General features: G+C 70.6%; 23 protein-coding genes and 1 riboswitch. Of the genes, 12 read left to right on the forward strand and 11 right to left on the reverse strand.

The window, feature by feature from the left end; translation table 11 throughout:
* Nucleotides 1-31 precede the first annotated feature (31 nt).
* Nucleotides 32-598, forward strand: a complete 567-nt coding sequence (locus IEY82_RS00030) for a PadR family transcriptional regulator (protein ID WP_189121851.1) — start codon at nt 32-34, stop codon at nt 596-598.
* Here the strand turns inward: IEY82_RS00030 and IEY82_RS00035 are convergent.
* Nucleotides 577-1,044, reverse strand: coding sequence for a GNAT family N-acetyltransferase (locus tag IEY82_RS00035; RefSeq protein WP_189121852.1), 468 nt, complete (start codon nt 1,042-1,044; stop codon nt 577-579). The two genes, IEY82_RS00030 and IEY82_RS00035, sit on opposite strands and share 22 nt — an antisense overlap.
* A gap of 59 nt (nt 1,045-1,103) precedes the next feature.
* Between IEY82_RS00035 and IEY82_RS00040 the strand changes: the two genes are divergently transcribed.
* Nucleotides 1,104-1,487 (forward strand): VOC family protein, encoded by a 384-nt coding sequence (locus tag IEY82_RS00040; protein ID WP_189121853.1) that lies wholly within the window; start codon nt 1,104-1,106, stop codon nt 1,485-1,487.
* A 24-nt stretch (nt 1,488-1,511) separates the two neighbouring features.
* The gene (locus IEY82_RS00045) at nt 1,512-1,979 is read left to right on the forward strand and encodes an SRPBCC family protein (protein ID WP_189121854.1); all 468 of its coding nucleotides are present in this window, start codon (nt 1,512-1,514) and stop codon (nt 1,977-1,979) included.
* 5 nt (nt 1,980-1,984) lie between these two features.
* On the opposite strand, the gene IEY82_RS00050 is transcribed toward IEY82_RS00045, so the two are convergent.
* The 3 genes from IEY82_RS00050 to IEY82_RS00060 all read right to left on the reverse strand — a co-directional run bounded on the left by IEY82_RS00050 (nt 1,985) and on the right by IEY82_RS00060 (nt 3,745).
* Entirely contained in the window at nt 1,985-2,434 is a 450-nt protein-coding gene (locus tag IEY82_RS00050) for a hypothetical protein (protein WP_189121855.1), read from the reverse strand.
* A 78-nt stretch (nt 2,435-2,512) separates the two neighbouring features.
* Entirely contained in the window at nt 2,513-2,833 is a 321-nt protein-coding gene (locus tag IEY82_RS00055) for a DMT family transporter (protein ID WP_189121856.1), read from the reverse strand.
* A 32-nt stretch (nt 2,834-2,865) separates the two neighbouring features.
* Nucleotides 2,866-2,922: riboswitch (guanidine-III (ykkC-III) riboswitch) on the reverse strand.
* Between the two features lie 25 nt (nt 2,923-2,947).
* Nucleotides 2,948-3,745 (reverse strand): class I SAM-dependent methyltransferase, encoded by a 798-nt coding sequence (locus IEY82_RS00060; protein ID WP_225261869.1) that lies wholly within the window; start codon nt 3,743-3,745, stop codon nt 2,948-2,950.
* Nucleotides 3,746-3,848: 103 nt separating this feature from the next.
* On the opposite strand from IEY82_RS00060, the gene IEY82_RS00065 reads away from it, so the two are divergent.
* A complete protein-coding gene (locus IEY82_RS00065; RefSeq protein ID WP_189121858.1) occupies nt 3,849-5,654 on the forward strand; it encodes an acyl-CoA dehydrogenase in 1,806 nt (601 codons plus the stop codon).
* Nucleotides 5,655-5,824: 170 nt separating this feature from the next.
* Nucleotides 5,825-6,049 (forward strand): DUF6458 family protein, encoded by a 225-nt coding sequence (locus tag IEY82_RS00070; protein ID WP_189121859.1) that lies wholly within the window; start codon nt 5,825-5,827, stop codon nt 6,047-6,049.
* Nucleotide 6,050: 1 nt separating this feature from the next.
* Here IEY82_RS00070 and IEY82_RS00075 read toward each other — a convergent pair whose 3' ends face one another.
* From IEY82_RS00075 to pdhA, 4 genes are all read right to left on the reverse strand, one after another.
* On the reverse strand, nt 6,051-6,344 hold the full coding sequence (locus IEY82_RS00075) for a Dabb family protein (protein ID WP_189121860.1): 294 nt from the start codon (nt 6,342-6,344) through the stop codon (nt 6,051-6,053).
* A gap of 217 nt (nt 6,345-6,561) precedes the next feature.
* Nucleotides 6,562-8,001: a dihydrolipoamide acetyltransferase family protein gene (locus IEY82_RS00080; protein ID WP_189121861.1), complete on the reverse strand. Its 1,440-nt coding sequence runs from the start codon at nt 7,999-8,001 to the stop codon at nt 6,562-6,564.
* 17 nt (nt 8,002-8,018) lie between these two features.
* A complete protein-coding gene (locus IEY82_RS00085; protein ID WP_189121862.1) occupies nt 8,019-8,999 on the reverse strand; it encodes an alpha-ketoacid dehydrogenase subunit beta in 981 nt (326 codons plus the stop codon).
* A 61-nt stretch (nt 9,000-9,060) separates the two neighbouring features.
* Nucleotides 9,061-10,152 carry a pyruvate dehydrogenase (acetyl-transferring) E1 component subunit alpha gene (pdhA, locus tag IEY82_RS00090; protein WP_189121863.1) on the reverse strand — a complete coding sequence of 364 codons (1,092 nt, stop codon included), beginning with the start codon at nt 10,150-10,152 and terminating at the stop codon, nt 9,061-9,063.
* Nucleotides 10,153-10,376: 224 nt separating this feature from the next.
* Here pdhA and purS point away from each other — a divergent pair, with 224 nt between their 5' ends.
* From purS to purL, 4 genes are all read left to right on the forward strand, one after another.
* Nucleotides 10,377-10,622 carry a phosphoribosylformylglycinamidine synthase subunit PurS gene (gene purS / locus IEY82_RS00095; protein WP_189121864.1) on the forward strand — a complete coding sequence of 82 codons (246 nt, stop codon included), beginning with the start codon at nt 10,377-10,379 and terminating at the stop codon, nt 10,620-10,622.
* A 170-nt stretch (nt 10,623-10,792) separates the two neighbouring features.
* Complete coding sequence (locus IEY82_RS00100) at nt 10,793-11,230, forward strand: ATP-binding protein (protein WP_225261871.1); 438 nt, start codon at nt 10,793-10,795, stop codon at nt 11,228-11,230.
* 167 nt (nt 11,231-11,397) lie between these two features.
* Nucleotides 11,398-12,081: a phosphoribosylformylglycinamidine synthase subunit PurQ gene (gene purQ / locus IEY82_RS00105; RefSeq protein ID WP_189121865.1), complete on the forward strand. Its 684-nt coding sequence runs from the start codon at nt 11,398-11,400 to the stop codon at nt 12,079-12,081.
* Between the two features lie 62 nt (nt 12,082-12,143).
* On the forward strand, nt 12,144-14,420 hold the full coding sequence (purL, locus tag IEY82_RS00110; RefSeq protein WP_189122511.1) for a phosphoribosylformylglycinamidine synthase subunit PurL: 2,277 nt from the start codon (nt 12,144-12,146) through the stop codon (nt 14,418-14,420).
* A gap of 57 nt (nt 14,421-14,477) precedes the next feature.
* Here purL and IEY82_RS38795 read toward each other — a convergent pair whose 3' ends face one another.
* Complete coding sequence (locus IEY82_RS38795; RefSeq protein WP_225261873.1) at nt 14,478-14,642, reverse strand: hypothetical protein; 165 nt, start codon at nt 14,640-14,642, stop codon at nt 14,478-14,480.
* Nucleotides 14,643-14,781: 139 nt separating this feature from the next.
* Nucleotides 14,782-15,321 (reverse strand): collagen-like domain-containing protein, encoded by a 540-nt coding sequence (locus tag IEY82_RS38800; RefSeq protein WP_225261875.1) that lies wholly within the window; start codon nt 15,319-15,321, stop codon nt 14,782-14,784.
* 241 nt (nt 15,322-15,562) lie between these two features.
* Between IEY82_RS38800 and IEY82_RS00120 the strand changes: the two genes are divergently transcribed.
* From IEY82_RS00120 to IEY82_RS00130, 3 genes are read left to right on the forward strand one after another with little or no spacing between them, the layout of a single operon-like run.
* Nucleotides 15,563-17,581 carry an adenylate/guanylate cyclase domain-containing protein gene (locus IEY82_RS00120; protein WP_225261877.1) on the forward strand — a complete coding sequence of 673 codons (2,019 nt, stop codon included), beginning with the start codon at nt 15,563-15,565 and terminating at the stop codon, nt 17,579-17,581.
* 32 nt (nt 17,582-17,613) lie between these two features.
* On the forward strand, nt 17,614-18,276 hold the full coding sequence (locus tag IEY82_RS00125) for a Crp/Fnr family transcriptional regulator (RefSeq protein WP_189121867.1): 663 nt from the start codon (nt 17,614-17,616) through the stop codon (nt 18,274-18,276).
* Between the two features lie 43 nt (nt 18,277-18,319).
* The gene (locus tag IEY82_RS00130; RefSeq protein ID WP_189121868.1) at nt 18,320-19,762 is read left to right on the forward strand and encodes an MFS transporter; all 1,443 of its coding nucleotides are present in this window, start codon (nt 18,320-18,322) and stop codon (nt 19,760-19,762) included.
* Here IEY82_RS00130 and IEY82_RS00135 read toward each other — a convergent pair.
* Nucleotides 19,759-21,321, reverse strand: a complete 1,563-nt coding sequence (locus IEY82_RS00135) for an FAD-dependent monooxygenase (protein ID WP_189121869.1) — start codon at nt 21,319-21,321, stop codon at nt 19,759-19,761. The genes IEY82_RS00130 and IEY82_RS00135 overlap by 4 nt on opposite strands.
* Nucleotides 21,322-21,351 lie beyond the last annotated feature (30 nt).

Here is a 21,351-nt window from a genome sequence, read left to right on the forward strand (position 1 = left end):
AGCGCGACCGCAGAATACCCTTGGAGGCACCATGACCTCAAGGACTTCGAGGACGACGACCTCGACGCTGGGATTCGCGATACTCGCCGTGCTGGCCCGCGGCGAACGCACCGGCTACGACATCGCCGCGGCCATGCGACGGCCCGTCTCCTACTTCTGGACGGCCGGTCACAGTCAGATCCACCCCGAGCTGCAGAAGCTGCTGGCCGGTGGGCTGGTCGTCTACGAGACCCGGCACGGGCCGGGCCCGCAGGACAAGAAGGTCTACCGTCTGACGCCCGAGGGCTCCGGGGCGCTGCGGGAATGGGTGACCACGCCGCCGCGCGAGCGGCCCGAGCGCGACGAGCTGGTGCTGAAGACGTACGCGTCGTGGCTGGCCGACCCGCCGCTGCTCAAGCGGCTGTTCGCCGACCAGCTTGCGCTTCACGAGGCGCGGCTGGCCGAGTACGAGCGCGAGGAGGGGCTGTTCGGCGAGCCGCCCAGGCCGGGCGATCCCAAATTCGGCAACTACGCGACGCTACGCTGCGGCCTCGGCTACGAACGGCACCGTGCCGAGTGGTGCAGATGGATGGTCGCTCAGCTCAGCGACAGCTTGTAACCCTCGTGGGAGGCGGCGAAGCCGAGCGAGTCGTAGAACCGGTGCGCGCCGGTGCGCGACTTGTCGGAGGTGAGCTGCACCATCGCGCAGCCGCGTGCCCGGGCCCGGTCGATGCCCCACTGGATCATCCGGCGGCCGAGACCCTCTCCCCTGCTGGAGGCGGCGACCCTGACCGCCTCGATCTGGCAGCGCTCGGCGCCGAGCCGCGACAGGCCGGCCAGGTAGGTGAGCTGCATGGTGCCCACGACCTCGCCGTCACGCTCGGCCACGATCAGCTCGTCGTGGGGGTCGGCGTCGATGCGGGCGAAGGCGCTCAGGTAACGCTCGTCGCCCGGGTCGCCCTCGCGTCGCGCGCCGAGCGGGTCGTCCGCCAGCATCGCGACGATCGCGGGCACATCCTCGGCCGTGGCCGGACGGAAGATCGGGTTTGAGGAGGTTCGCGACATGGCGTCCATCATGGCGTAATCCGTTTGACGGGGGCCGTGGGGGGCGCTTGGGTGGCGGGATGATCGAGATCCATGCCGTGACCATCGACTGCGCGGAGCCGTACGAGCTGGCTTCCTGGTGGAGCGGAGCGACCGGGCTGCCGCTCGGCGACGACGACGAGCCGGGCGACGACGAGGTCATGCTCCGCACCGAGCGCGGGCCGTTCCTGCTGTTCATCCGGGTCCCCGAGGGCAAGACGGTGAAGAACCGCGTCCACCTCGACGTCAACGGCACCGAGGGCCGCACCCGCGACCAGGAGGTCGAGCGACTCCTTGGGCTGGGCGCGACGGTGCTGTGGGACCATCGCCAGGCCGACGGCACCGGCTGGGTGACCATGCGGGACCCCGAGGGCAACGAGTTCTGCGTCTGCCGGAGCCAGGCGGAGCGGGGGTTGCCCGAATAACGTTCTGTCGGCGATGCTGACCGCATGAGCGAGCCGAGCGCGTCCGCGAGCATCGAGATCAACGCTTCGCCCGAGCGGGTCTATGCCCTGGTCACCGATCTGTCCGAGATCGGCAGCTGGAACGCCGAGTGCCTGCGCGCGCGGTGGATCGGCCCCGTCAAGGAGGCCAGGCCGGGAGCCAGGTTCGTCGGCGGCAACCGCAACGGGAACCGGCGCTGGTCCACCAGCTGCACGGTCACCGCCGCGGAGCCGGGTCGCACGTTCGCCTATCACGTGCGCGCGGCGGGGGTGCTCGACGTCGCCATCTGGCGCTTCGACATCACCCCGACCGAGACGGGCTGCCGGGTCGAGCAGAAGACCTGGGACACCCGGGGCAGGTTCATGAACATCGTCGGCGGCTGGGCCACCAACGTGCCCGACCGGGCGAGCCACAACACCGCGAACATGAACCGCACCCTGCAGGGGCTCAAGCGCGAGGCCGAGCGCGCCTGACGGCGTCACTCGCTCCCCGCGCGTCCCCGCATGGTGACGGTGAGGATGCCGGCGATGATGTACACCAGCAGGCCGTGCCAGAGCGACTGGAAGGCCGAGCCGAAGACTCCCTCGCCGTCGAGCACCAGCTGCACCGGGTAGTCCAGCACCGCGGTGATCCCGGCGGGCAGCAGCGCGAACTTCCACGGATGCCGCAGCGACCAGTGGCGGGCCTGCCGGGTCACCCGGTCGCCCTCGTTCGGCTTGGACACCGCGCCGATGGTGGCGATCAGCGCGAACAGGCTGATGCCGAGACCCAGCGCCCAGACCAGGTCGGCGGGGCCGGGCAGCAGCACGCCCATGCCCCAGCTGGCCGCGGTGATCGCGCCACCGCCGATGGCCGCGGTCCTCCAGGGAGCGCCGCGCAGCGCGGCGCCGGACAGGGAGACTTCGTCGCTTCGACTGAGTTCGTTCATATCCTCAGGGTGCCTTTTGGGTCCCCCGGTTCGCATCGGGGACGGACCCTGAGAATTCCCTTACCGGATCGCGCGGGGTCAGTGCGCGCCGGCCAGGTTGAGGCCGACGATTCCCACGACGATGAGGGCGATCGAGGCGATCCGCACGAACGACGCGTTGTCCCCCATGGCCAGCATGCCGACCACCGCCGTGCCCACCGCGCCGATGCCGGTCCACACCGCGTACGCGGTGCCGACGTCGAGGGATTTGAGCGCGTACGAGAGCAGACCGAAACTCAGCACGGCCGTGACGAAGAACGAGACCGACCACCACACCTGGGAGAACCCGTCGCTCAGCTTGAGCGACAGGGCCATGACGACCTCGAAGAGACCGGCGACGACAAGCAGGATCCAGGCCATGAGTGAAACCTCCGGCGAGCGAGACGACAGGTCGTGCGTCGTCTTGGCTTTCCGGGTACGGCGCGTCTCGTCCGGGAGCAGGGCTCTATCGAGGCAACGGCGGAGCGAGCCCGGTCATTCCCACCAGAGGGTGACCCAGCGGTCTTTCGGGACGGGCCACATGCCGAGGGAGAGCGCGGTCTCCGCCACCTCCGTCGCGAGCGACGGGTCGAGGCAGATGCGCTGGCAGGCGCTGGCCGCGAGCTCCTCGAGGGAGGAGAAGCGTTCGAGCGGCGCCTCCCGCTCCTCGACCTGCACGGCGTAGCCGAGCGCCGCCGCCAGCGCCACGCAGTCTTCGGCGATGGGCCTGACCGGGCGCTCGATGCCGTGGAAGTGCTGCCAGAGCGGCGCCATCCAGCTCATCGGATGGCGCTGCGGGAGCTCGATCACCACCCGGCCCCGGGTGCGGTCGTCGAGCGCGCGCAGGAAGGCGGCCAGGTCGGGCACGTTGTAGACGACGTGCGCGGCGATCGTCGCGTCGACCATGGGCACCTGGTCGGACACGTCGGGCCAGCGGCCCTCGACCGCCGTCAGGGCGACGCCCAGCTTGTCGGCCCGGGTGGCGAGCTCGGCCAGCATCGCGGGCGAGGTGTCGACGGCGTAGAGCTCGCCGAGGCGCTCGTGCAGCGGGAGCGAGGCGGCGCCGGTGCCCGCGCCCACGTCGAGCAGCGTGCCGCCTGGTGGCAGCGCCTCGGTGAGCCGGGCCATCGTGGGCCCGTCATCCGGGGCGGCGAGCGCCCAGTCGGTGCGCGTGGCGAAGCGGCCGGGCGAGTGGCCCCAGGGATCGACCGGGGCCTTGGCCATGATCTCCTCTGGAATGGCCCAGGATTCCAGCCGCTCTCGCCAGCGCGTGGCGAGTTCTTCGGCATCCATGAAGACGAGCATGCCACGCATATCGCTGGTTACTCGCGGGTAGCATTGCTAGTAAGGTTACTAGCCAGTAGATAACGCCCCCGGTTCAAGGAGATCAGCAGCCATGGGCCACTTCAAGAGCAACCTGCGTGACCTGGAGTTCAACCTCTTCGAGGTGTTCGGGCGCGGCGAGATCCTCGGCACCGGGCCGTACGCGGATGTGGACGAAGATGTCGCCCGTAGCCTCCTGAACGAGGTCAGCCGACTGGCCTCGGGCGTGTTCGCCGACTCGTTCGAGGAAGGCGACCGCCACCCGCCCGTCTTCGACCCGGAGACCGGCAGCGTCACCATGCCGGCCGGCTTCAAGAAGTCGTACAAGGCGCTCGTCGACGGCGGTTGGGCCCACCTGGACCTGCCGACCGACCTGGGCGGCCCCGGCATCCCCCGGAGCCTGGCCTGGGCCACCGCCGAGATGACCCTGGGTGCCAACCCCGCCCTGTACATGTACGCGGCCGGCCCCAGCTTCGCCTACACCCTGTGGAAGGTCGGCACCGACGACCAGAAGCGCTTCGCCGAGCTGGCCATCGAGCGCAACTGGGGCGCCACCATGGTGCTCACCGAGCCCGACGCCGGTTCCGACGTCGGCGCCGGCCGGGCCAAGGCGACCCAGCAGCCCGACGGCACCTGGCACATCGAGGGCGTCAAGCGCTTCATCACCAGCGCCGAGCACGACCTGACCGAGAACATCTTCCACCTCGTGCTGGCCCGCCCCGAAGGACACGGCCCCGGCACCAAGGGCCTGTCGATGTTCCTGGTGCCCAAGTTCCACGTGAACCTGGAGAACGGCGAGCTGGGCGAGCGCAACGGCGTCTACGTCACCAACGTCGAGAAGAAGATGGGCCTCAAGGTCTCCACGACCTGCGAGCTGACCTTCGGCGACAAGCACCCGGCGATCGGCTGGCTGGTCGGCGACGTGCACGAGGGCATCAAGCAGATGTTCATGGTCATCGAGCACGCCCGGATGATGGTCGGCACCAAGGCCATCGCCACGCTCTCCACCGGCTACCTCAACGCCCTGGAGTACGCCAAGGCCCGCCTGCAGGGCGCCGACCTGACCCAGATGTCCGACAAGACCGCGCCGCGGGTGCCCATCACCCGCCACCCCGACGTGCGCCGCGAGCTCATGCTGCAGAAGTCGTACGCCGAGGGCATGCGGGCCCTCGTCCTCTATACGGCCACCTTCCAGGACACCATCCAGCTCAACCCCGCCGACCAGCACGCGCAGGCCATGAACGACCTGCTGCTGCCGCTGGTCAAGGGCGTCGGCTCGGAGCGGTCGTACGAACTGCTGGCCCGGTCGCTGCAGACCCTAGGCGGCTCGGGTTACCTGCAGGAATACCCGATCGAGCAGTACATCCGCGACGCCAAGATCGACTCGCTCTACGAGGGCACCACCGCCATCCAGGGCCTCGACCTGTTCTTCCGCAAGATCCTGAGGAACCAGGGCGCCGCGCTCGGGTCGCTGCTGACCGAGATCGACGCGTTCGCCTCCTCCGAGGCGGGCAACGGCCGGCTCAAGGAGGAGCGCAAGCTGCTCGCCGAGGCCGTCGCCGACGTCAAGGCCATGGGCGACACGATGGCCGGGTGGGCGATCGGCTCGCTGGAGGCGCCGAAGGAGGTCTACAAGGTCGGCCTCAACACCACCCGCTTCCTGCTGGCACTGGGCGACCTGGTGATCGGCTGGCTGCTGCTGCGCCAGGCCGAGGTGGCCCTGGCCAAGCTGGTCGACGGCGAGGACGCCTTCTACCAGGGCAAGGTGGCCGCCGCCTCGTTCTTCGCGACGACCGTGCTGCCGCGCCTGGCCGCCGAGCGCCGCGTGGCCGCCGCCACCGGCCTGGACCTCATGGAGCTGCCGGAGGAAGCCTTCTGACCCTCCCTCCCGGAGGATCGCCGACGCCCGCTCCGGCTCCGGAGCGGGCGTTGCGCGTCTCCGGCCGAGATGTACGGCGGGCGGCCACTCTCCTGCCTCACCTGAGCGTGTGATCACCCATAGCCGGGTATGACCGTGGGCATACTCGCCGTTTGCCTTCGGAGGTCGTCATGGGTGTCGGGGTCAGTATCTTCTTCCTCACGCTCGGCGCCATCCTGAGATTCGCCATCGAGCCCGACGTGTTCGGAGACAGCGTCCACATGGACGTGATCGGTTTGATCTTCATGATCGTCGGCGGAGCGGGCATCGTGCTGAGCCTCGTGCTCGCCCCGCGGCGCGGGCACACCTCCGAGGACCGGCTGATGCACCGCGAGAACCGGCCGCCGGAGATCTGACCTACGCCTCGATCTGCACGGCGGCCCGGGCCGCCAGGATGGGCCTGATGTGGTCGGTGACGACCGCCAGGTGGCGAGGGTGGTCGCGGTAGACCAGGTAGTCGTCGACGGTGTCGAAGTCGGCGACGACCGCGAACTCGTGGTTGCCCTGGTTGACGCCGAGGTCGCCGCCGAACGTGTAGGCGCGGATCTGCGGGATGAGGCCGGGCAGCTCGCGCAGCTCGGCCGCGACCCTGGCCTTCTGCTCGTCGGTGGCGTCCTCGGACCAGGTGAAGAGCACGACGTGGCGGATCATGCGCTCACCCTATCGCCGCGCCCCACGAAGCCGCCCAGCCAGGTCGTCGCCACGGGCCCACCAGGGCCACACGCGCGGGCCCTTGTCACAGCCAGGGCCGGGCGCTGTCACGGCCAGGGCCGGGCGCTGTCACAGGCCAGGCCGGACGCGAGCGCGCCAGGGCGCCCGCGTCCGGGCCGTCATCTCGGGCGGATCCGGTCGCGGTCAGGCGGCCCGATCAGCTCCAGGCCAGCATCCGCAGCGGATCCTCCAGCATCGCGCCCACGTCGCGCAGGAACATCGAGCCCAGCTCGCCGTCGACGATCCGGTGGTCGAACGAGAGCGCCAGCGTCGTGACCTTGCGGACCGCCAGCTCGCCGTCGACCACCCACGGCATGTCCCGGACCTGGCCGAAGGCGAGGATGGCCGCCTCGCCCGGGTTGAGGAGGGGAGTGCCGGCGTCGACGCCGAACACGCCCACGTTGGTGATCGTGATCGTGCCCCCGGCCATCTCGGCGGGCTGGGTGCGGCCCGCCCTGGCCGTCTCGGCCAGCTCGCCCAGCCGCCTGGCCAGCTCGGGGAGCGACAGCTCGTGGGCGTTCTTGACGTTGGGCACCACGAGCCCGCGCGGGGTCGCGGCCGCGATGCCCAGATGCACGTAGTGCTTGACCACGATCTCCTGGGCCTCCTCGTCCCAGGAGGAGTTGATCATCGGGTGACGGCCGGCCGCCGTCAGCACCGCCTTGGCCACCAGGAGCAGCGGTGAGACCTTGACCTCGGCGAAGTCGGGCAGCGCGCGCAGCCGACGGACCGCGTCCATGGTCTCGGTGACGTCCACCTGGAGGAACTCGGTGACGTGCGGAGCGGTGAAGGCACTGGCCACCATGGCCTGCGCGGTCATCCTGCGCACGCCCTTGACGGGGATGCGTTCCTCACCCTGCCTGGCGGGCGCCGCCGCGGCCACCGGCCGGCTCGCGGCGTGGACGTCGTCTCGGGTGATGGAGCCCTCGGGGCCGGTGCCCGCGATGGTGGCGAGGTCGACGCCCAGATCCTTGGCCAGCTTGCGTACCGGCGGCTTGGCCAGCACGGCGCCACGACCGGCGGCCGGACCCGTCGCGCCGTTCTCGGCCACCGGCTGCGCCGGGCTCGCCACCTCGGCCCGGGCCGGGGTGGTGACCGGGGGCGCCTGCGCGGCCGGTCTGCGGGGGCGGCGTCGGGTGGCGCCGGTCTTGACGCCGTAGCCGACCAGGACCGCCTGGCGCTGTTCCTTGGGCGCCGGGCCGCCGTGGGTGCCCGGCTCCACCGCGCCCTCCAGGGGCGGATGCGGCACCATGTCGTCGGCCAGGGCCTCGATCCGGCCGGCCTGTCCCTCGGTCTGGCCTGGCCCCTCGGTCCGGCCCGTCTCGGCCCGGCCGCCCTCGCCGGTGCCGCCGGGCGCCTCCTCCGTCTCGACGGAGATGATGGCCACCCCCACGTCGACCGTCTGGCCCTCGTCGGCCAGCAACTCGGCCACCAGCCCGTCCCACGGGATGGGCAGCTCGACGATGGACTTGGCCGTCTCGATCTCGACCACGATCTGGTTGACCTTGACCGCTTCGCCCTGCTTGACATGCCAGCGGACGATCTCCGCCTCGGTCAGGCCTTCGCCCACGTCGGGGAGCTTGAAGTCACGTCGCATGAGACCAGGTCCCCCTCTCAGTAGCCGAAGGCACGGTCGACGGCGTCGAGCACTCTGTCCAGGTCGGGCAGGTAGTGCTCCTCGAGCTTCGACGGGGGGTACGGCGTGGAGAAGCCGCCGACCCGCAACACCGGAGCCTCCAGGCGGTAGAAGCACCGCTCGGTGATCCGCGCCGCCAGCTCGGCCCCGAACCCGTTGTTGACCGGCGCCTCGTGGACGACCACGACCCGGCCCGTACGGCTCGCGGACTCCATCACCAGCGGCTGGTCGAGCGGGTTGAGCGAGCGCAGGTCGATGACCTCCAGCGAGCGCCCGTCGTCCTCGGCGGCCGTCGCGGCCTCCAGGCAGGTCTTGACCATGGGCCCGTAGGCGATCAGCGTGGCGTCGGTGCCGGGCCGGACCACCCGGCCCTTGTCGAACGGGGTCCACCAGTCGCCGGTCGACGTGTCGATGTCGGCCTTCTCCCAGTAGCGGCGCTTGGGCTCGAAGAAGACGACCGGGTCGTCGCTGCGGATGGCCTGCTGGATCATCGAGTAGGCGTCGGCCGGGTTGGAGCAGGCCACGACGCGCAGCCCGGCGGTGTGGGTGAAGTAGGCCTCGGGCGACTCGCTGTGGTGCTCGACCGCGCCGATGCCGCCGCCGCACGGGATGCGTACGACCACCGGCAGCTTGATCGCGCCCAGCGAGCGCATCGGCATCTTGGCCAGCTGGGTGATGATCTGGTCGGCCGCGGGGAAGACGAAGCCGTCGAACTGGATCTCGCACACCGGCCGGTAGCCGCGCAGTGCCAGCCCGATCGCGGTGCCGATGATGCCCGACTCGGCCAGCGGGGTGTCGATGACGCGGTCTTCGCCGAAGTCCTTCTGCAGGCCGTCGGTGACCCGGAAGACGCCGCCCAGCTTGCCGACGTCCTCGCCCATGATGAGGACCTTGGGGTCGTCCTCCATGGCCTTGCGCATGCCCTCGTTGAGCGCCTTGGACAGGCTCATCACGGTCATGAGCCCTCCTTCGCCGACGTCACGACCAAAGTGCTGTGCTCACTGAACTCACTCCGGTCGCTCATGACTCGAAGCCCTCCAGGTAGGCGGCGAACTGGGCACGCTCCTCGTCGATCAGCGGGTGCGGCTCGGAGTAGACGTGGTCGAAGATGTCGAGCGGCCGGGGATCGGGCATGGCGAGGCAGCGCCTGCGCAGGTCGGCGCCGAGCTGGTCGGCCTCGGCGTCGATGGAGTCGAAGAACGCCTGGTCGGCGTGCTCGTTCTTGAACAGGTAGGCCTTGACCCGCTCGATCGGGTCCTTGAGCTTCCATGCCTCCAGCTCGCTGGCCACCCGGTAGCGCGTCGGGTCGTCGGTGGTGGTGTGGGCGCCCATCCGGTAGGTGTAGGCCTCGACGAGCGTGGGGCCCTGGCCCTCTCGGGCGTTCTTGAGCGCCTGCCGGGTGACGGCGAGGCAGGCGAACACGTCGTTGCCGTCGACCCGGACGCCGGGGAAGCCGAAGCCGGAGGCCCTGCGGTAGAGGGGGATGCGGGTCTGCCGCTCCAGGGGCTCGGAGATGGCCCACTGGTTGTTCTGGCAGAAGAACACGATCGGCGCGTTGAACACGCTGGCCCAGATGAACGCCTCGTTGACGTCACCCTGGGAGGTGGCGCCGTCGCCGAAGTAGGCGATGGTGGCCGCGGTCGCGTCGTCACGCTGGATGCCCATGGCGTAGCCGACCGCGTGCAGGGTCTGGCTGCCGATGACGATCGTGTAGAGGTGGAAGTTGTGCTCCTTGGGGTCCCAGCCGCCGTGGTTGACGCCGCGGAACAGGCCGAGGAGCTTGAGCGGGTCGACGTCGCGGCACCAGGCCACACCGTGCTCACGGTACGTGGGGAAGGCCATGTCGGCGTCGGTCAGGGCGCGGCCGGAGCCGATCTGGGCGGCCTCCTGACCGAGCAGCGAGGCCCAGATGCCAAGCTCACCCTGCCGCTGCAGGGCCACGGCCTCCAGGTCGACGCGCCTGACGAGTGCCAGGTCGCGGTAGAGGGACCTGACCTCTTCCGGCGTCAGGTCGATGTCGTAGTCGGGATGCTCGACCCGCTCTCCCTCCGGGGTGAGCAGTTGGACGAGCTCTGGGGGTGCTTGAGCACCACGAGAGGCGTCGGCTGTCACGTGCCACTCCTGTGCGTTCGGGGCCTGTCTCGGTGGGGTCGCCACCTGGGCCGGCCTGCTGAGCGTCTGACCAACTGGTGGTGGTTCGTACGCTTTGGGGACATGGTGGCAGACGTCACAGCCCTTCGCGCAAGCCCCATGCCCTCCCCGTTCCCGTTGTGCCGGTGGCCACACGCGCCGGTAGGCTGGGCTTTCCCATCACTGCCATAGCCAGGAGGAACGCAGTGGCGCGCGTCATCGTAGACGTCATGCTGAAGCCCGAGATTCTCGATCCGCAGGGTCAGGCGATCGCCCGAGCGCTGCCCCGGCTGGGCTTCTCCGGCGTCGCGGAGGTGCGCCAGGGCAAGCGGTTCGAGATCGAGCTCGACGGCCCCGCCGACGAGGCGGCCATTGCGGACGTCCGAAAGATGGCCGAGACTCTCCTGGCCAACACGGTGATCGAGGACTACAGCGTCCGGGTTGAGGGGTAGAACAGCACATTTGACACCGGATTTCCCCCTGACGGCTTAAAGCCAGATTTTGGCGTGCCACAATGCCACGGGCGTGCCAACACTAAATAACAACAACGTGATTTTGCGGTTAGCCCCGATTTCACGGGGAAACCTACTCCAGGTGACATTCCGGAGCCCGGAGGAGTCCGGTGGACATTGAGTTCTCGTTGGCACTGCCGCGGGATGCGATAGGCATCCCGATGGTCAGGCGAGTGCTGGGCGATGCGCTGCGTTCGCTCAACGTGAGCGAGACCTGCATCGCCGACATGCTGCTCGCGGTCTCCGAGGCGTGCTCCAACGCGGTGCGGCACGGAGGTCCCGCCAATCGCTACGAGGTGACGGCGTCGATCGGCTACGGCCGCTGCGACGTGCGCGTGGCCGACAGCGGGCGCGGCCTGCCGTCGATGCCGCCGCACTTCCCGCCTCCCGACACCGAGAACGGCCGCGGCCTGCTGATCATGCGGTCCGTCGTGGACGAGATCTCCTTCGGCGTCACGCCCGGCAACGGCACCACGGTCCACCTGCGCAAGCTGCTCTCCTGGGACGACGAGGCCACCGCCCGCCCCCGTCAGCTCGCCGCCGTCTGAAAGACCTCCGCCGGTCGCCTTCCGCCGCAGGCGGCCCGCCGGCCCGGGTGACCTGGCCCACCTGGCGAGGAACAACCCTCCGTACCCGATAACCTGGGAGCACCGCCCCGTCCACCCCGAAGCGACGGCGGCGCGTGCGTGCGCAATCCTCGAAGGGGACGACTGTCATGAGCGCTGCCCGTGTGGGCATAGTCACGTTTCCAGGAACTCTCGACGACCAGGACGCCGCCAGAGCCGTGCATCTCGTCGGCGCGGAGGCGGTTCCGCTGTGGCACGCCGACCACGACCTGAAGGGGGTCGACGCGGTGTTCCTGCCGGGCGGCTTCTCCTACGGCGACTACCTTCGCTGCGGTGCCATCTCCCGGTTCGCGCCGCTGATGGACGAGCTCATCCCGGCCGCCCGCGCGGGGCTGCCCGTGCTCGGCACCTGCAACGGGTTCCAGATCCTGTGCGAGGCACACCTGCTGCCTGGCGCGCTGACCCGCAACGCCTCGCTCCACTACGTATGCCGTGACCAGCGGCTCCGCATCGAGCAGGCCGACACCCCGTGGACCGGCGCGTTCGCGCCCGGCCAGGAGATCACGCTGCCGATCAAGCACGGCGAGGGCCGCTACGTGGCCTCCGCCGACACGCTCGCCGCGCTCGAGTCCGGCGGCCAGGTCGTCGTGCGCTACCTCGGCGACAACCCCAACGGCTCGCTCAACGACATCGCCGGCATCAGCAACGAGGCGGGCAACGTGGTCGGCCTCATGCCGCACCCGGAGCACGCGGTCGAGGAGCTGGTCGGCGCCCCGAGCACCGACGGCGTCGGCTTCTTCACCTCCATCCTCAAGAAGCTGGTGAACACGTGAGCGAGCGACACAGCATCGCGGCCGACAGCGTCCAGCGGGCCGCCGAGACGCCCGACGAGCAGATGCCGTTCGCCGAGCTGGGCATGAAGCAGGACGAGTACGACCGGGTCAAGGAGATCCTGGGCCGCCGTCCCACCGGCTCCGAGCTGGCCATCTACAGCGTCATGTGGTCCGAGCACTGCTCGTACAAGTCGTCGAAGGTGCATCTCAAGCAGTTCGCCACCAAGGCGCCCAAGTCTGAGGCGCTGCTCGTCGGCATGGGCGAGAACGCCGGAGTCGTCGACATCGGCGACGGCTGGGCCGCCACCTTCAAGATCGAGTCGCACAACCACCCGTCCTACGTGGAGCCGCACCAGGGCGCGGCCACCGGCGTCGGCGGCATCGTGCGCGACATCATGTCGATGGGCGCCCGCCCGATCGCGGTCATGGACTCCCTGCGGTTCGGCGGCGCCGACGCCGTCGACACCCGGCGGGTGCTGCCCGGCGTGGTCGAGGGCATCAGCCACTACGGCAACTGCCTGGGCCTGCCCAACATCGGCGGCGAGGTCGTCTTCGACCCCTGCTACATCGGCAACCCGCTGGTCAACGCGCTCTGCGTGGGCCTGCTGCGCAAGGACCAGATCAAGCTGGCCACCGCGCCCGGCCCGGGCAACCAGGTCGTGCTGTTCGGCGCCTCGACCGGCCCCGACGGCATCGGCGGCGCGAGCGTCCTGGCGAGCGCGACCTTCGAGGACGAGTCGCACGCCAAGCGGCCCGCCGTGCAGGTCGGCGACCCGTTCATGGAGAAGCTGCTGATCGAGTGCTGCCTGGAGCTCTACGCGGCCGACGTGGTCGTCGGCATCCAGGACCTCGGCGCGGCGGGCGTCTCGTGCGCCACCACCGAGCTGGCCGCCAAGGGCACCGGCGGCATGCGCGTCGACCTCAACCTGGTCCCGCTCCGCGATCCCTCGCTCAGGCCCGAGGAGATCCTGATGAGCGAGTCGCAGGAGCGGATGATGGCCGTCGTCCGGCCCGCCGACGTTCCCGCGTTCATGGCGATCTGCGAGAAGTGGGACGTCCCGGCCACCGTCATCGGCGAGGTCACCGACACCGGCCGGCTGGTGATGACCTGGGACGGCGAGACGATCGTCGACATCCCGCCGGGCACCGCGGCCGACGAGGGACCGGTCTACGAGCGGCCCTTCCACGAGCCCGCCGGGCAGGCCGCCCTCAACATCGACTCCCCCGACCGGCTCGACCGGCCCACCGACCTGCGGGCCACGCTGCTCCAGCTGCTCGGCTCGCCCAACCTGGCGTCCAAGGAGTGGGTGACCTCCCAGTACGACCGCTACGTCCGTTCCAACACCGTGCTGGCGCAGCCGGCCGATGCCGGGATGCTGCGCATCTCGGAGCGATGGAGCTCGGGGGGAGAGAGCGAGGCACGAGCCAACGAGCCCCGAAGCGGTCGCGACCATGAACACGAGGCCATCGACGGGGCGGAGCCGACGACCAGGGGCATCGCGCTGGCCACCGACGGCAACGGCCGCTACGCCAGGCTCGACCCCTACGCGGGTGCGCAGCTGGCGCTGGCCGAGGCCTACCGCAACGTCGCCGTGACCGGCGCCAAGCCGCTGGCCGTCACCAACTGCCTCAACTTCGGCTCGCCCGAGGACCCCGAGGTGATGTGGCAGTTCGCCGAGGCGGTGCGCGGCCTGGCCGACGCCTGCAAGATCCTGGGCGTGCCGGTCACCGGCGGCAACGTCTCCTTCTACAACCAGACCGGCACGACCGCCATCCACCCGACCCCGGTCGTGGGCGTGCTCGGCGTGATCGACGACGTGGCCAAGCGGGTCCGCACCGGCTTCGTCGCCGAGGGGCTGCGCGTCGCGCTGCTCGGCGAGACGCTTGAGGAGTTCGGCGGCTCGGAGTGGGCGCACGTCGCCCACGGGCACCTTGGTGGCCTGCCGCCCGTGGCCGACCTGGAGGCCGAGCAGGCTCTGGCCACCGTGCTCGTCGAGGCGGCCCGGCGGGGGCTGCTCGAAGGCTCTCATGACCTGTCCGACGGCGGTCTGGCGATCGCGCTGGCCGAGTCGTGCCTGGCGCGGGGCGTCGGCGCCACCGTGACGCTGGGCGAGGACCCGTTCGTCGAGCTGTTCAGCGAGTCGGCCGGGCGGGCGCTGGTCGCGGTCGCGCCGGAGCGGTTCGAGGAGTTCGCCGCGCTGTGCGGCGACCACGAGGTGCCCTGTCACGGGCTCGGCGTCACCGGCGGCACCTCGCTGGTCGTGGAGGGTGTGCTGGAGGTGCCCGTCTCGGAGCTGCGCGACCGGCACTCCGCCGCGCTGCCCGCGCTGTTCGGCTGAGGTTCACTCAACAGGAAGGGCCGGCACGGAACTCCGTGCCGGCCCTTCGTGTCGGTGTCAGCTCTTGAGGCAGACCACGTAAGCGGTGCCGTTCACGCTGGTGCCGTTGTGGCCGCCACCGCTCTGGATCGAGGCTTCGCCCGAGGGCCGGTCGTTGCCGCCGCCGTTGTCGTCCTTGGCCACGGTGACGGTCCACGAGCCGCTGCCGGGCGCACTGCCCATGACCTTGGCGTTCTTGAGCGTGCTGAACGAGAAGCCACCACCGCTGGCGATGTCTCCGGGGTTGCACCTGGCGGTGGCCGAGCCGAGCGAGGTGAGGCTCGCGGTCTTGGTGTAGCTGGTCAGCTTGGCCGAGCCGGAGTCACCCTTGGGCCCCTGAGGACCGGTGTCGCCCTTGGGACCCTGCGGGCCCGTCCTTGCCGTCCTTGCCGTCCTTGCCGTCCTTGCCGGGCAGGCCGGGCTTGCCGTCCTGACCGTCGGCGCCCTTGGGGCCCTGCGGGCCGGTCTCGCCCTTGGGGCCCTGGGGACCGGTGGGGCCGGTCTCACCCTTGGGGCCCTGGACGCCCTGCTTGCCCGGGATGCCCTGGCGGCCCTGCGGGCCCTGAGCCCCCGTGTCGCCCTTGGGGCCCTGCGGGCCGGTGTCGCCCTTGCTGCCCTCGACGACCGTGGTGGTGGACGATCCCCCGCCGATCAGCACCCGGATCTCGGTCGTCCGGCACTTGGTGGTCGGGTTGACGATGCGGGCGTACCGGGTCTTCTTGTGCACGCAGGCGTGCACCTCGCCCGCCGCGGACGCCTGACTCGTCGCCGAGGCGGTGGCGGCGCCACCGACGGTGAGGAGTGATGCCGCCAGTGCGCCAACGGCGGCGAGAGTGAGCGTGCGCCCCCCGCGAACCTTCATGATCAGTTTCCTTCCGGACACAGGTGTTGCTCAGGTTGAGCATGAGGTTCACGTTTCAAACGTTCCAGGGGAGTACAGAAACTACATAACGTGTTTATTACATCGCAAAGCGTTACTTCTGCTCCTGACGCTTCTTGACTGGTCAAAATGATCGACTACCCGTAAAAGGACGCATTGGCAGGCCCCGTACGGCATGGATAATCGGGACTGTCCGGGGGGCACCATCCGATGGAGGACGACCTTGGCGACCGACAGTCCCTACCTCGCACCCGCGACGCAGCCGGTGCGAGGGGTTGTCTGGGCCATCCACCTGATCCTGCCGTTAGCGGGGCTCTGGCTGCTGCTCGCCCAGCCGCAGCTGAACATCCGCTGGCAGCACAACCCCAGCCACTTCTGGATGATCATCACGGTGGCCGGCGTCAACGTGGTGCTCGGCACGCTGATCAGCGAGGCGTCCCGCAGGCGGCAGGACGCCCGGTTGTTCCTGGTGTCGATGGTGTTCCTGGCCAGCGCGGGCTTCTTCTTCCTGCACGGCCTGGCCACGCCGCGGGTCATCCTGCCCACCGGCTCGCTGGGGTTCGACCTCGGCCAGCAGGTCGGGCTCACCATCGCGGCCGGGTTCGCGTTCGCCTCGGCCCTGCCGCTGGGTGAGCGCCAGGCGCGGACCGTGCTCGCCCACCAGCATCTCGTGCGCGGCGTGCTGTTCGGCTTCATGATCCTGTGGGGGCTGGCCTCACTGATCGACGGGCTGACCCCGCTCAGCCGGCCGCCGCTGACCGCGCCGGTCCTCTGGCTGTCCTGGGGCGCGATCCCCGGCCTCGTCCTGTACGCCGCCGCCAGCGTGATGATGTTCAGGCTGCACCGGCGCCGGCCGTCGGCCATGCTGATCAGCCTGATCACCGCCTACGCCCTGCTCGCCGAGTCGATGGTCGCCGGGATGTCGCAGCTCAACTGGCATCTGTCCTGGTGGGAGTGGCACATCCTGCTGACGTTCGCCTTCGTGTTCGTGGCCTACAGCGCCTACCTGCAGTTCAGGCGCGAGGGCTCCAGCGCGGGGCTGTTCGACTCGGTGACGTTGGCGGCCACGCTGGCGCGCATCCAGCAGCAGTACGACAAGGCGCTGGAGGAGCTGGTCGAGCACGTCCGCCGGGGCGAGCCGCTGGCCGCCACCCGGCTGGCGGGGAAGTTCCGGCTCAACGAGGGCCAGGTCGCGGTCCTCGACCGGGCCGGTGAGGCGCTGGCCAACGAGCGCGAGCTGTCGGAGCGGCTGTCGGCCCTCGTCGCGGTGAGCGCCCGGACCCGCGTCGGCCTGCCCGAGACCCAGTTGCTCGCGGACGTCCTGGAACACGTGCGGCAGGCGTACGGAGACGTGCGGATCGGCCTGATCGCCGAGGGCAGGACCCACATCGGCTCCCGCGAGTACGACTTCACCGGCGACCAGCCGATCAGGCGCGACAACCTGCTGGCGTTCCCGCTGACCGTCAAGGGGCGGCTGGCGGGCGCGCTGGAGGTGCCGGTCGGGCGCACGGCTCAGGACGAGGCGCTGGCCGCGACCCTGGCCGGGCAGCTGTCGCTCTCGCTCGAGAACGCCCGCCTCTACCAGGAGCTCGACACGCTCTTCCGGCAGTACATGTCGCCCGACGTGGCCAACGCCCTGCTGGCCGACCCGGCCCAGGCGGCGCTGGGCGGCCGGCTGCAGGAGCTGACCGCGCTCTTCGCCGACCTCAAGGGGTTCACCACGTTCTCCGAGCAGGTCACGCCGGGCGAGATCGTGGAGATGCTCAACCGCTACCACACGGCCGCGGTGCCGTGCATCCTCGACAACGGCGGCACGATCGTGCAGTTCGTCGGTGACGCGCTGCTGGCCCTGTTCAACGCGCCGGCCGCGCAGGAGGACCACGCCAGGGCGGCCTGCCGGGCGGCGCTGGCCATGCAGCAGGCGGCCGCCGAGGTGGCGGAGGAGGTCGCCTGGAGCCGCGTGGACGACGTCGAGTGGCCGACGTTCCGGGTCGGGGTCAACACCGGGCCGGCCCTCGTGGGCAACATCGGCAGCCCCGAGCTGCGCGGTTTCAACGCCATGGGCGACTGCGTGAACGTGGCCGCCAGGCTGCAGGGGCTGGCCGAGCCGGGCACGGTGGTGATCGGCGAGACCACGCTCAAGCAGCTGGGCCGCGGTGCCACGGTGAGCCCGCTGGGCAGGCTGAGCCTCAAGGGCAAGGAAGAACGGGTGGCCGCGTATGTTCTGGCGACGTTGTCATAGAAGGTCAGGGATTCCGCGGCCATAATCAGCGCATGAATCCAGAGCCCGGCGAGTTCCTCTCCCTGCTGACCCCCGAGGAGATCGAGGCGTTCCGCGCCGTCGGGCGGCCCCGGCGCTGGGAGCGCGGGGCGACCGTGATGACCGAGGGCGACACCTCCGACTGGGTGCTCGTGCTGACCGAGGGCCGGGTCAAGGTGTCCTCCCACACCAGCAGCGGCACCGAGGTGGTGCTCGCCGTGCGCGGGCCCGGCGGGCTGCTGGGCGAAATGTCGGCAATCGACGGTTCACCGCGTTCGGCCACGGTCACCGCGCTGGAGCCGATCGCGGGCTTCGTGGTGCGCGACTTCACGGCCTTCCTGCAGACTCACGGGCACATCGCCGTACTCCTCATCCGGCTCGTGACGGGACGGCTGCGCGACGCGGACCGCAAGCGGATCGAGTACGGCGCGTTCGACACGACCGGCAGGGTGGCGACGCGGCTGCTGGAGCTGGCCGAGCGCTACGGCGAGCAGACCGCCAGCGGCGTGCGCGTGGCGCTGCCGCTCTCCCAGGACGAGCTGGCCGGATGGACCGGCGCCTCGCGCGAGGCGGTGAGCAAGGCGCTGCGCACGCTCCGCGACCGCGGGCTGATCGAGACCGGCAGGCGGCGCGTGGTGATCCACGATCTCGAAGGGCTGCGCAAGCGGGCCCGCTGACCCCGACCAAAACGGGCGTACGTTGTACGTCATAGTGGGGGGCATGCTCGAGGTCCCCCCCGATCACGCCGCCCGGATGAGCTACGCCTGGAAGGTCTGCTCGGTCACCAGCCTCGGGCTCATCCTCATCGGGGTCGCGGGCAGCACGCTGAACGTCGCCCTGCCCACGGTCGTGCGGCACTTCTCGGCCGACCCGTTCCAGTCGAACTGGATCCTGCTGTCGTTCCTGCTGGTCAACACCGCGAGCCTGGTGTTCTTCGGCCGGATCGCCGATCTGCTGGGCCGGCGGGAGGTCTACCTGCTGGGCTTCGCGCTGTTCACCGTGGCCTCGCTGCTCGCCGGGCTGTCGCCGAACGTGTGGTTCCTGGTCGCGATGCGGATGCTCCAGGCGGTAGGGGCGGCGATGATCCTGGCCAACGGCACAGTGATCATCACCGACGCGTTCCCGCCCGAGCGGCTCAGCCAGGGCATGGGGGTCTACATCGGCACCATGTCGGTCGCGCAGCTCACCGGCCCCACGCTCGGCGGCCTGATCGCGGAGACCGCGGGCTGGCAGTGGATCTTCTGGGTGAACGTGCCCGCCGGGCTGATCGCGCTCACCTGGGGCGCGATCACCCTGCGCAGGATGCCCAGGGGCCCGAAGCAACCGGTCGACGCGCTGGGCAACGCGCTGGTCTTCGCCGCGCTGTCGGCGGTGCTGCTGGCGCTGTCGGAGGCGGGCTCGCGCGGCCTGTCCAGCCCGATCGTGCCGGTCGGCGTCGCGGTGTTCGTGGTGCTGGCGCCGCTCATCGTGCTGGTCGAGCGCCGGGCCTCGCATCCGGTGCTCGACCCGCGGTTGTTCGGCGGGCGGATGCTGGCCTGCGCGAACCTGGCGTCGTTCTGCAACGCCATCGCCCGGGCCTCGCTGATCCTGGTGGTGGCCCTGTACTTCCAGGCGGCGCGTGGCGTGGACGCCTTCGCGGCCGGGCTGAGCGTGTTGCCGGTGCCGGTCGGCATGGCCCTGGCCTCGCCCGTCGCGGGCTCGGTCGGCCGCCGGGTCTCGCCGTACGCGCTGGCGATCGGGGGCTCGCTGATGAGCGCCGCAGGGCTCGGCACGCTGATGCTGACGACCGATCCCGCGACGCCGTACTGGATCATCGGCATCGGGCTCTTCGTGGCGGGCTGCGGCAGCGGCACGTTCCTCACCGGCAACACCACCCAGGTCATGGCGGCGCTGCCGGCCGGCAGCCTGGGCGTGGTGAACGGGTTCCGGCTGATGATCATGAACGTGGGCATCGTGCTCAGCGTCGGGCTCTCACTCAGCGTGCTGGCCGGATCGGTGGGGCCCGAGCTGGGAGCGCAGGTCTACGCGGCCACCCTGTCGGAGCTGTCCCCGGTGGCCGTGGACCTGCTGATGGACGGCTTCCGGCGGACGTACGGGGTGTTGTTCGGCGTCGCCCTCACCGGCGCGCTCATGGCCGCCCTGGCCCGCGCCCGCCGCGGTTAGCGCCCCACGACCCCGGCCGGGACAGGGGCGCCGAACCAGGTGCGCAGCGCCTCGCGCAACTCGTCCGCACCGCCGCCGGCCTGTGCCGCCCAGGCGACGTACCCGTCGGGCCTGATCAGCACCGCCTGCGCGGGAAGGGCCGCGCCGGTCGCGGCGATCACGTCCACTCGGCCGGCCCAGTCCTCCGCCGCCGCCACCAGGTCGGTCCGGCCCGCCAGATCCAGCAGGACCGGCCTGCCCGTCCGCAGGAGCTCGGCCACCCTGACCCGCCCGGCCTCGGTGCCCAGCACCAGATCCGGCATCCAGCCGCCGACGAGGGGGTGCCCGGGACCTGCCACCCCCATGTCGTAGCGGAGATCCGCCCCCGACAGCAGGTCGGACAGCCGCCGCGCGTTGGCCCTGTCGTCCAGCAGCTCACCGAGCACCTCGCGCAGCGCGGTGATGTTCGGCCCCGGCGACAGCAGGGCGGTCTGCGCCCTGCTGTGCATGATCACCCGCTCCCCCGCCGGACGCCGCTCGTTCTGGTAGCTGTCGAGCAACCCGTCGGGCGCCCAGCCCTTGACCGCCGCTGCGAGCTTCCAGCCCAGGTTGAGCACGTCCTGCAAACCCAGGTTCAGCCCCGGCCCTCCTACGCCCGACTGGACGTGCGCGGCGTCACCGACCAGGAACACCCGCCCCTGCCGGTAACGATCGGCCAGCCGGGAGTTGACGCCCCGCGTGACGGTCGCCGGCGACGGCGCCCGATCGGCCGGCGGCTCGCTCATCGGCACGTCCGCGCCGAGCACCCGGCGGACGGCGGCGCGCAGGTCCTCGATCGAGCTGTCCGTTCGAGCGCTCTCCCGGGGCCGGCCCCATTCCTGGACGCCGACCCGGTAGATCCCCGGCTGGAACATCCCGAAGGCGAAGACCCCGGTCTCGGTCCGCGTGAAGCTCGCCGACCGGAGCCGCCCGACCTTTCCCGGCACCTCCAGATCGCCGGTGCCCGGAACCGCCACGGGCGGATGGATGACGACCTGCCCCGAGCGCGCCACGAAGCCGTCGTCGGTGAATCCTGGAAAGCCGATGCCGCTCTGCTTGCGCACCGTGCTGTGCCCGCCGTCGGCGCCGACCAGGAAGGCGGCGCTCAGCCGGTAGCCGCCGTCCGGCCCGAGCGCCTCGATCGTCACGGCCTCGTCGTCCTGCTCGATCGCCGTCACCTCGTGTCCGCGCCGGATCTCCACGCCCAGCTCGCGGGCGCGCTCCTCCAGCGACTCCTCCATCCGCCACTGCGGGACGGGCAGCGTGTAGAGGGCGTTCTCCGCCCAGCCGGTCAGGTCCAGCGGCAGCGCCCCGAACTGGAAGGACGGCGCGGGCACCGGTGGGCCGGCGACGCCGCCGAACCGCTCGTACAGGCCCCGGTAGTCCAGCGCCTGCACCACGCGGCCGACCAGGCCATTGGCCTTGGGCCTCGAGGAGCGCTCCGGCAGCCGCTCCAGCACCACGGCCCGCACTCCCGCCAGGGCCAGCTCGCATCCCATCAGCAGCCCGCTGGGGCCACCGCCGACGATCACGACATCCATGGAGACTCCTCCGATTTTTTGGACTCATCG

This window comes from Nonomuraea cavernae, assembly GCF_014646355.1.
Lineage (GTDB): Bacteria > Actinomycetota > Actinomycetes > Streptosporangiales > Streptosporangiaceae > Nonomuraea > Nonomuraea cavernae.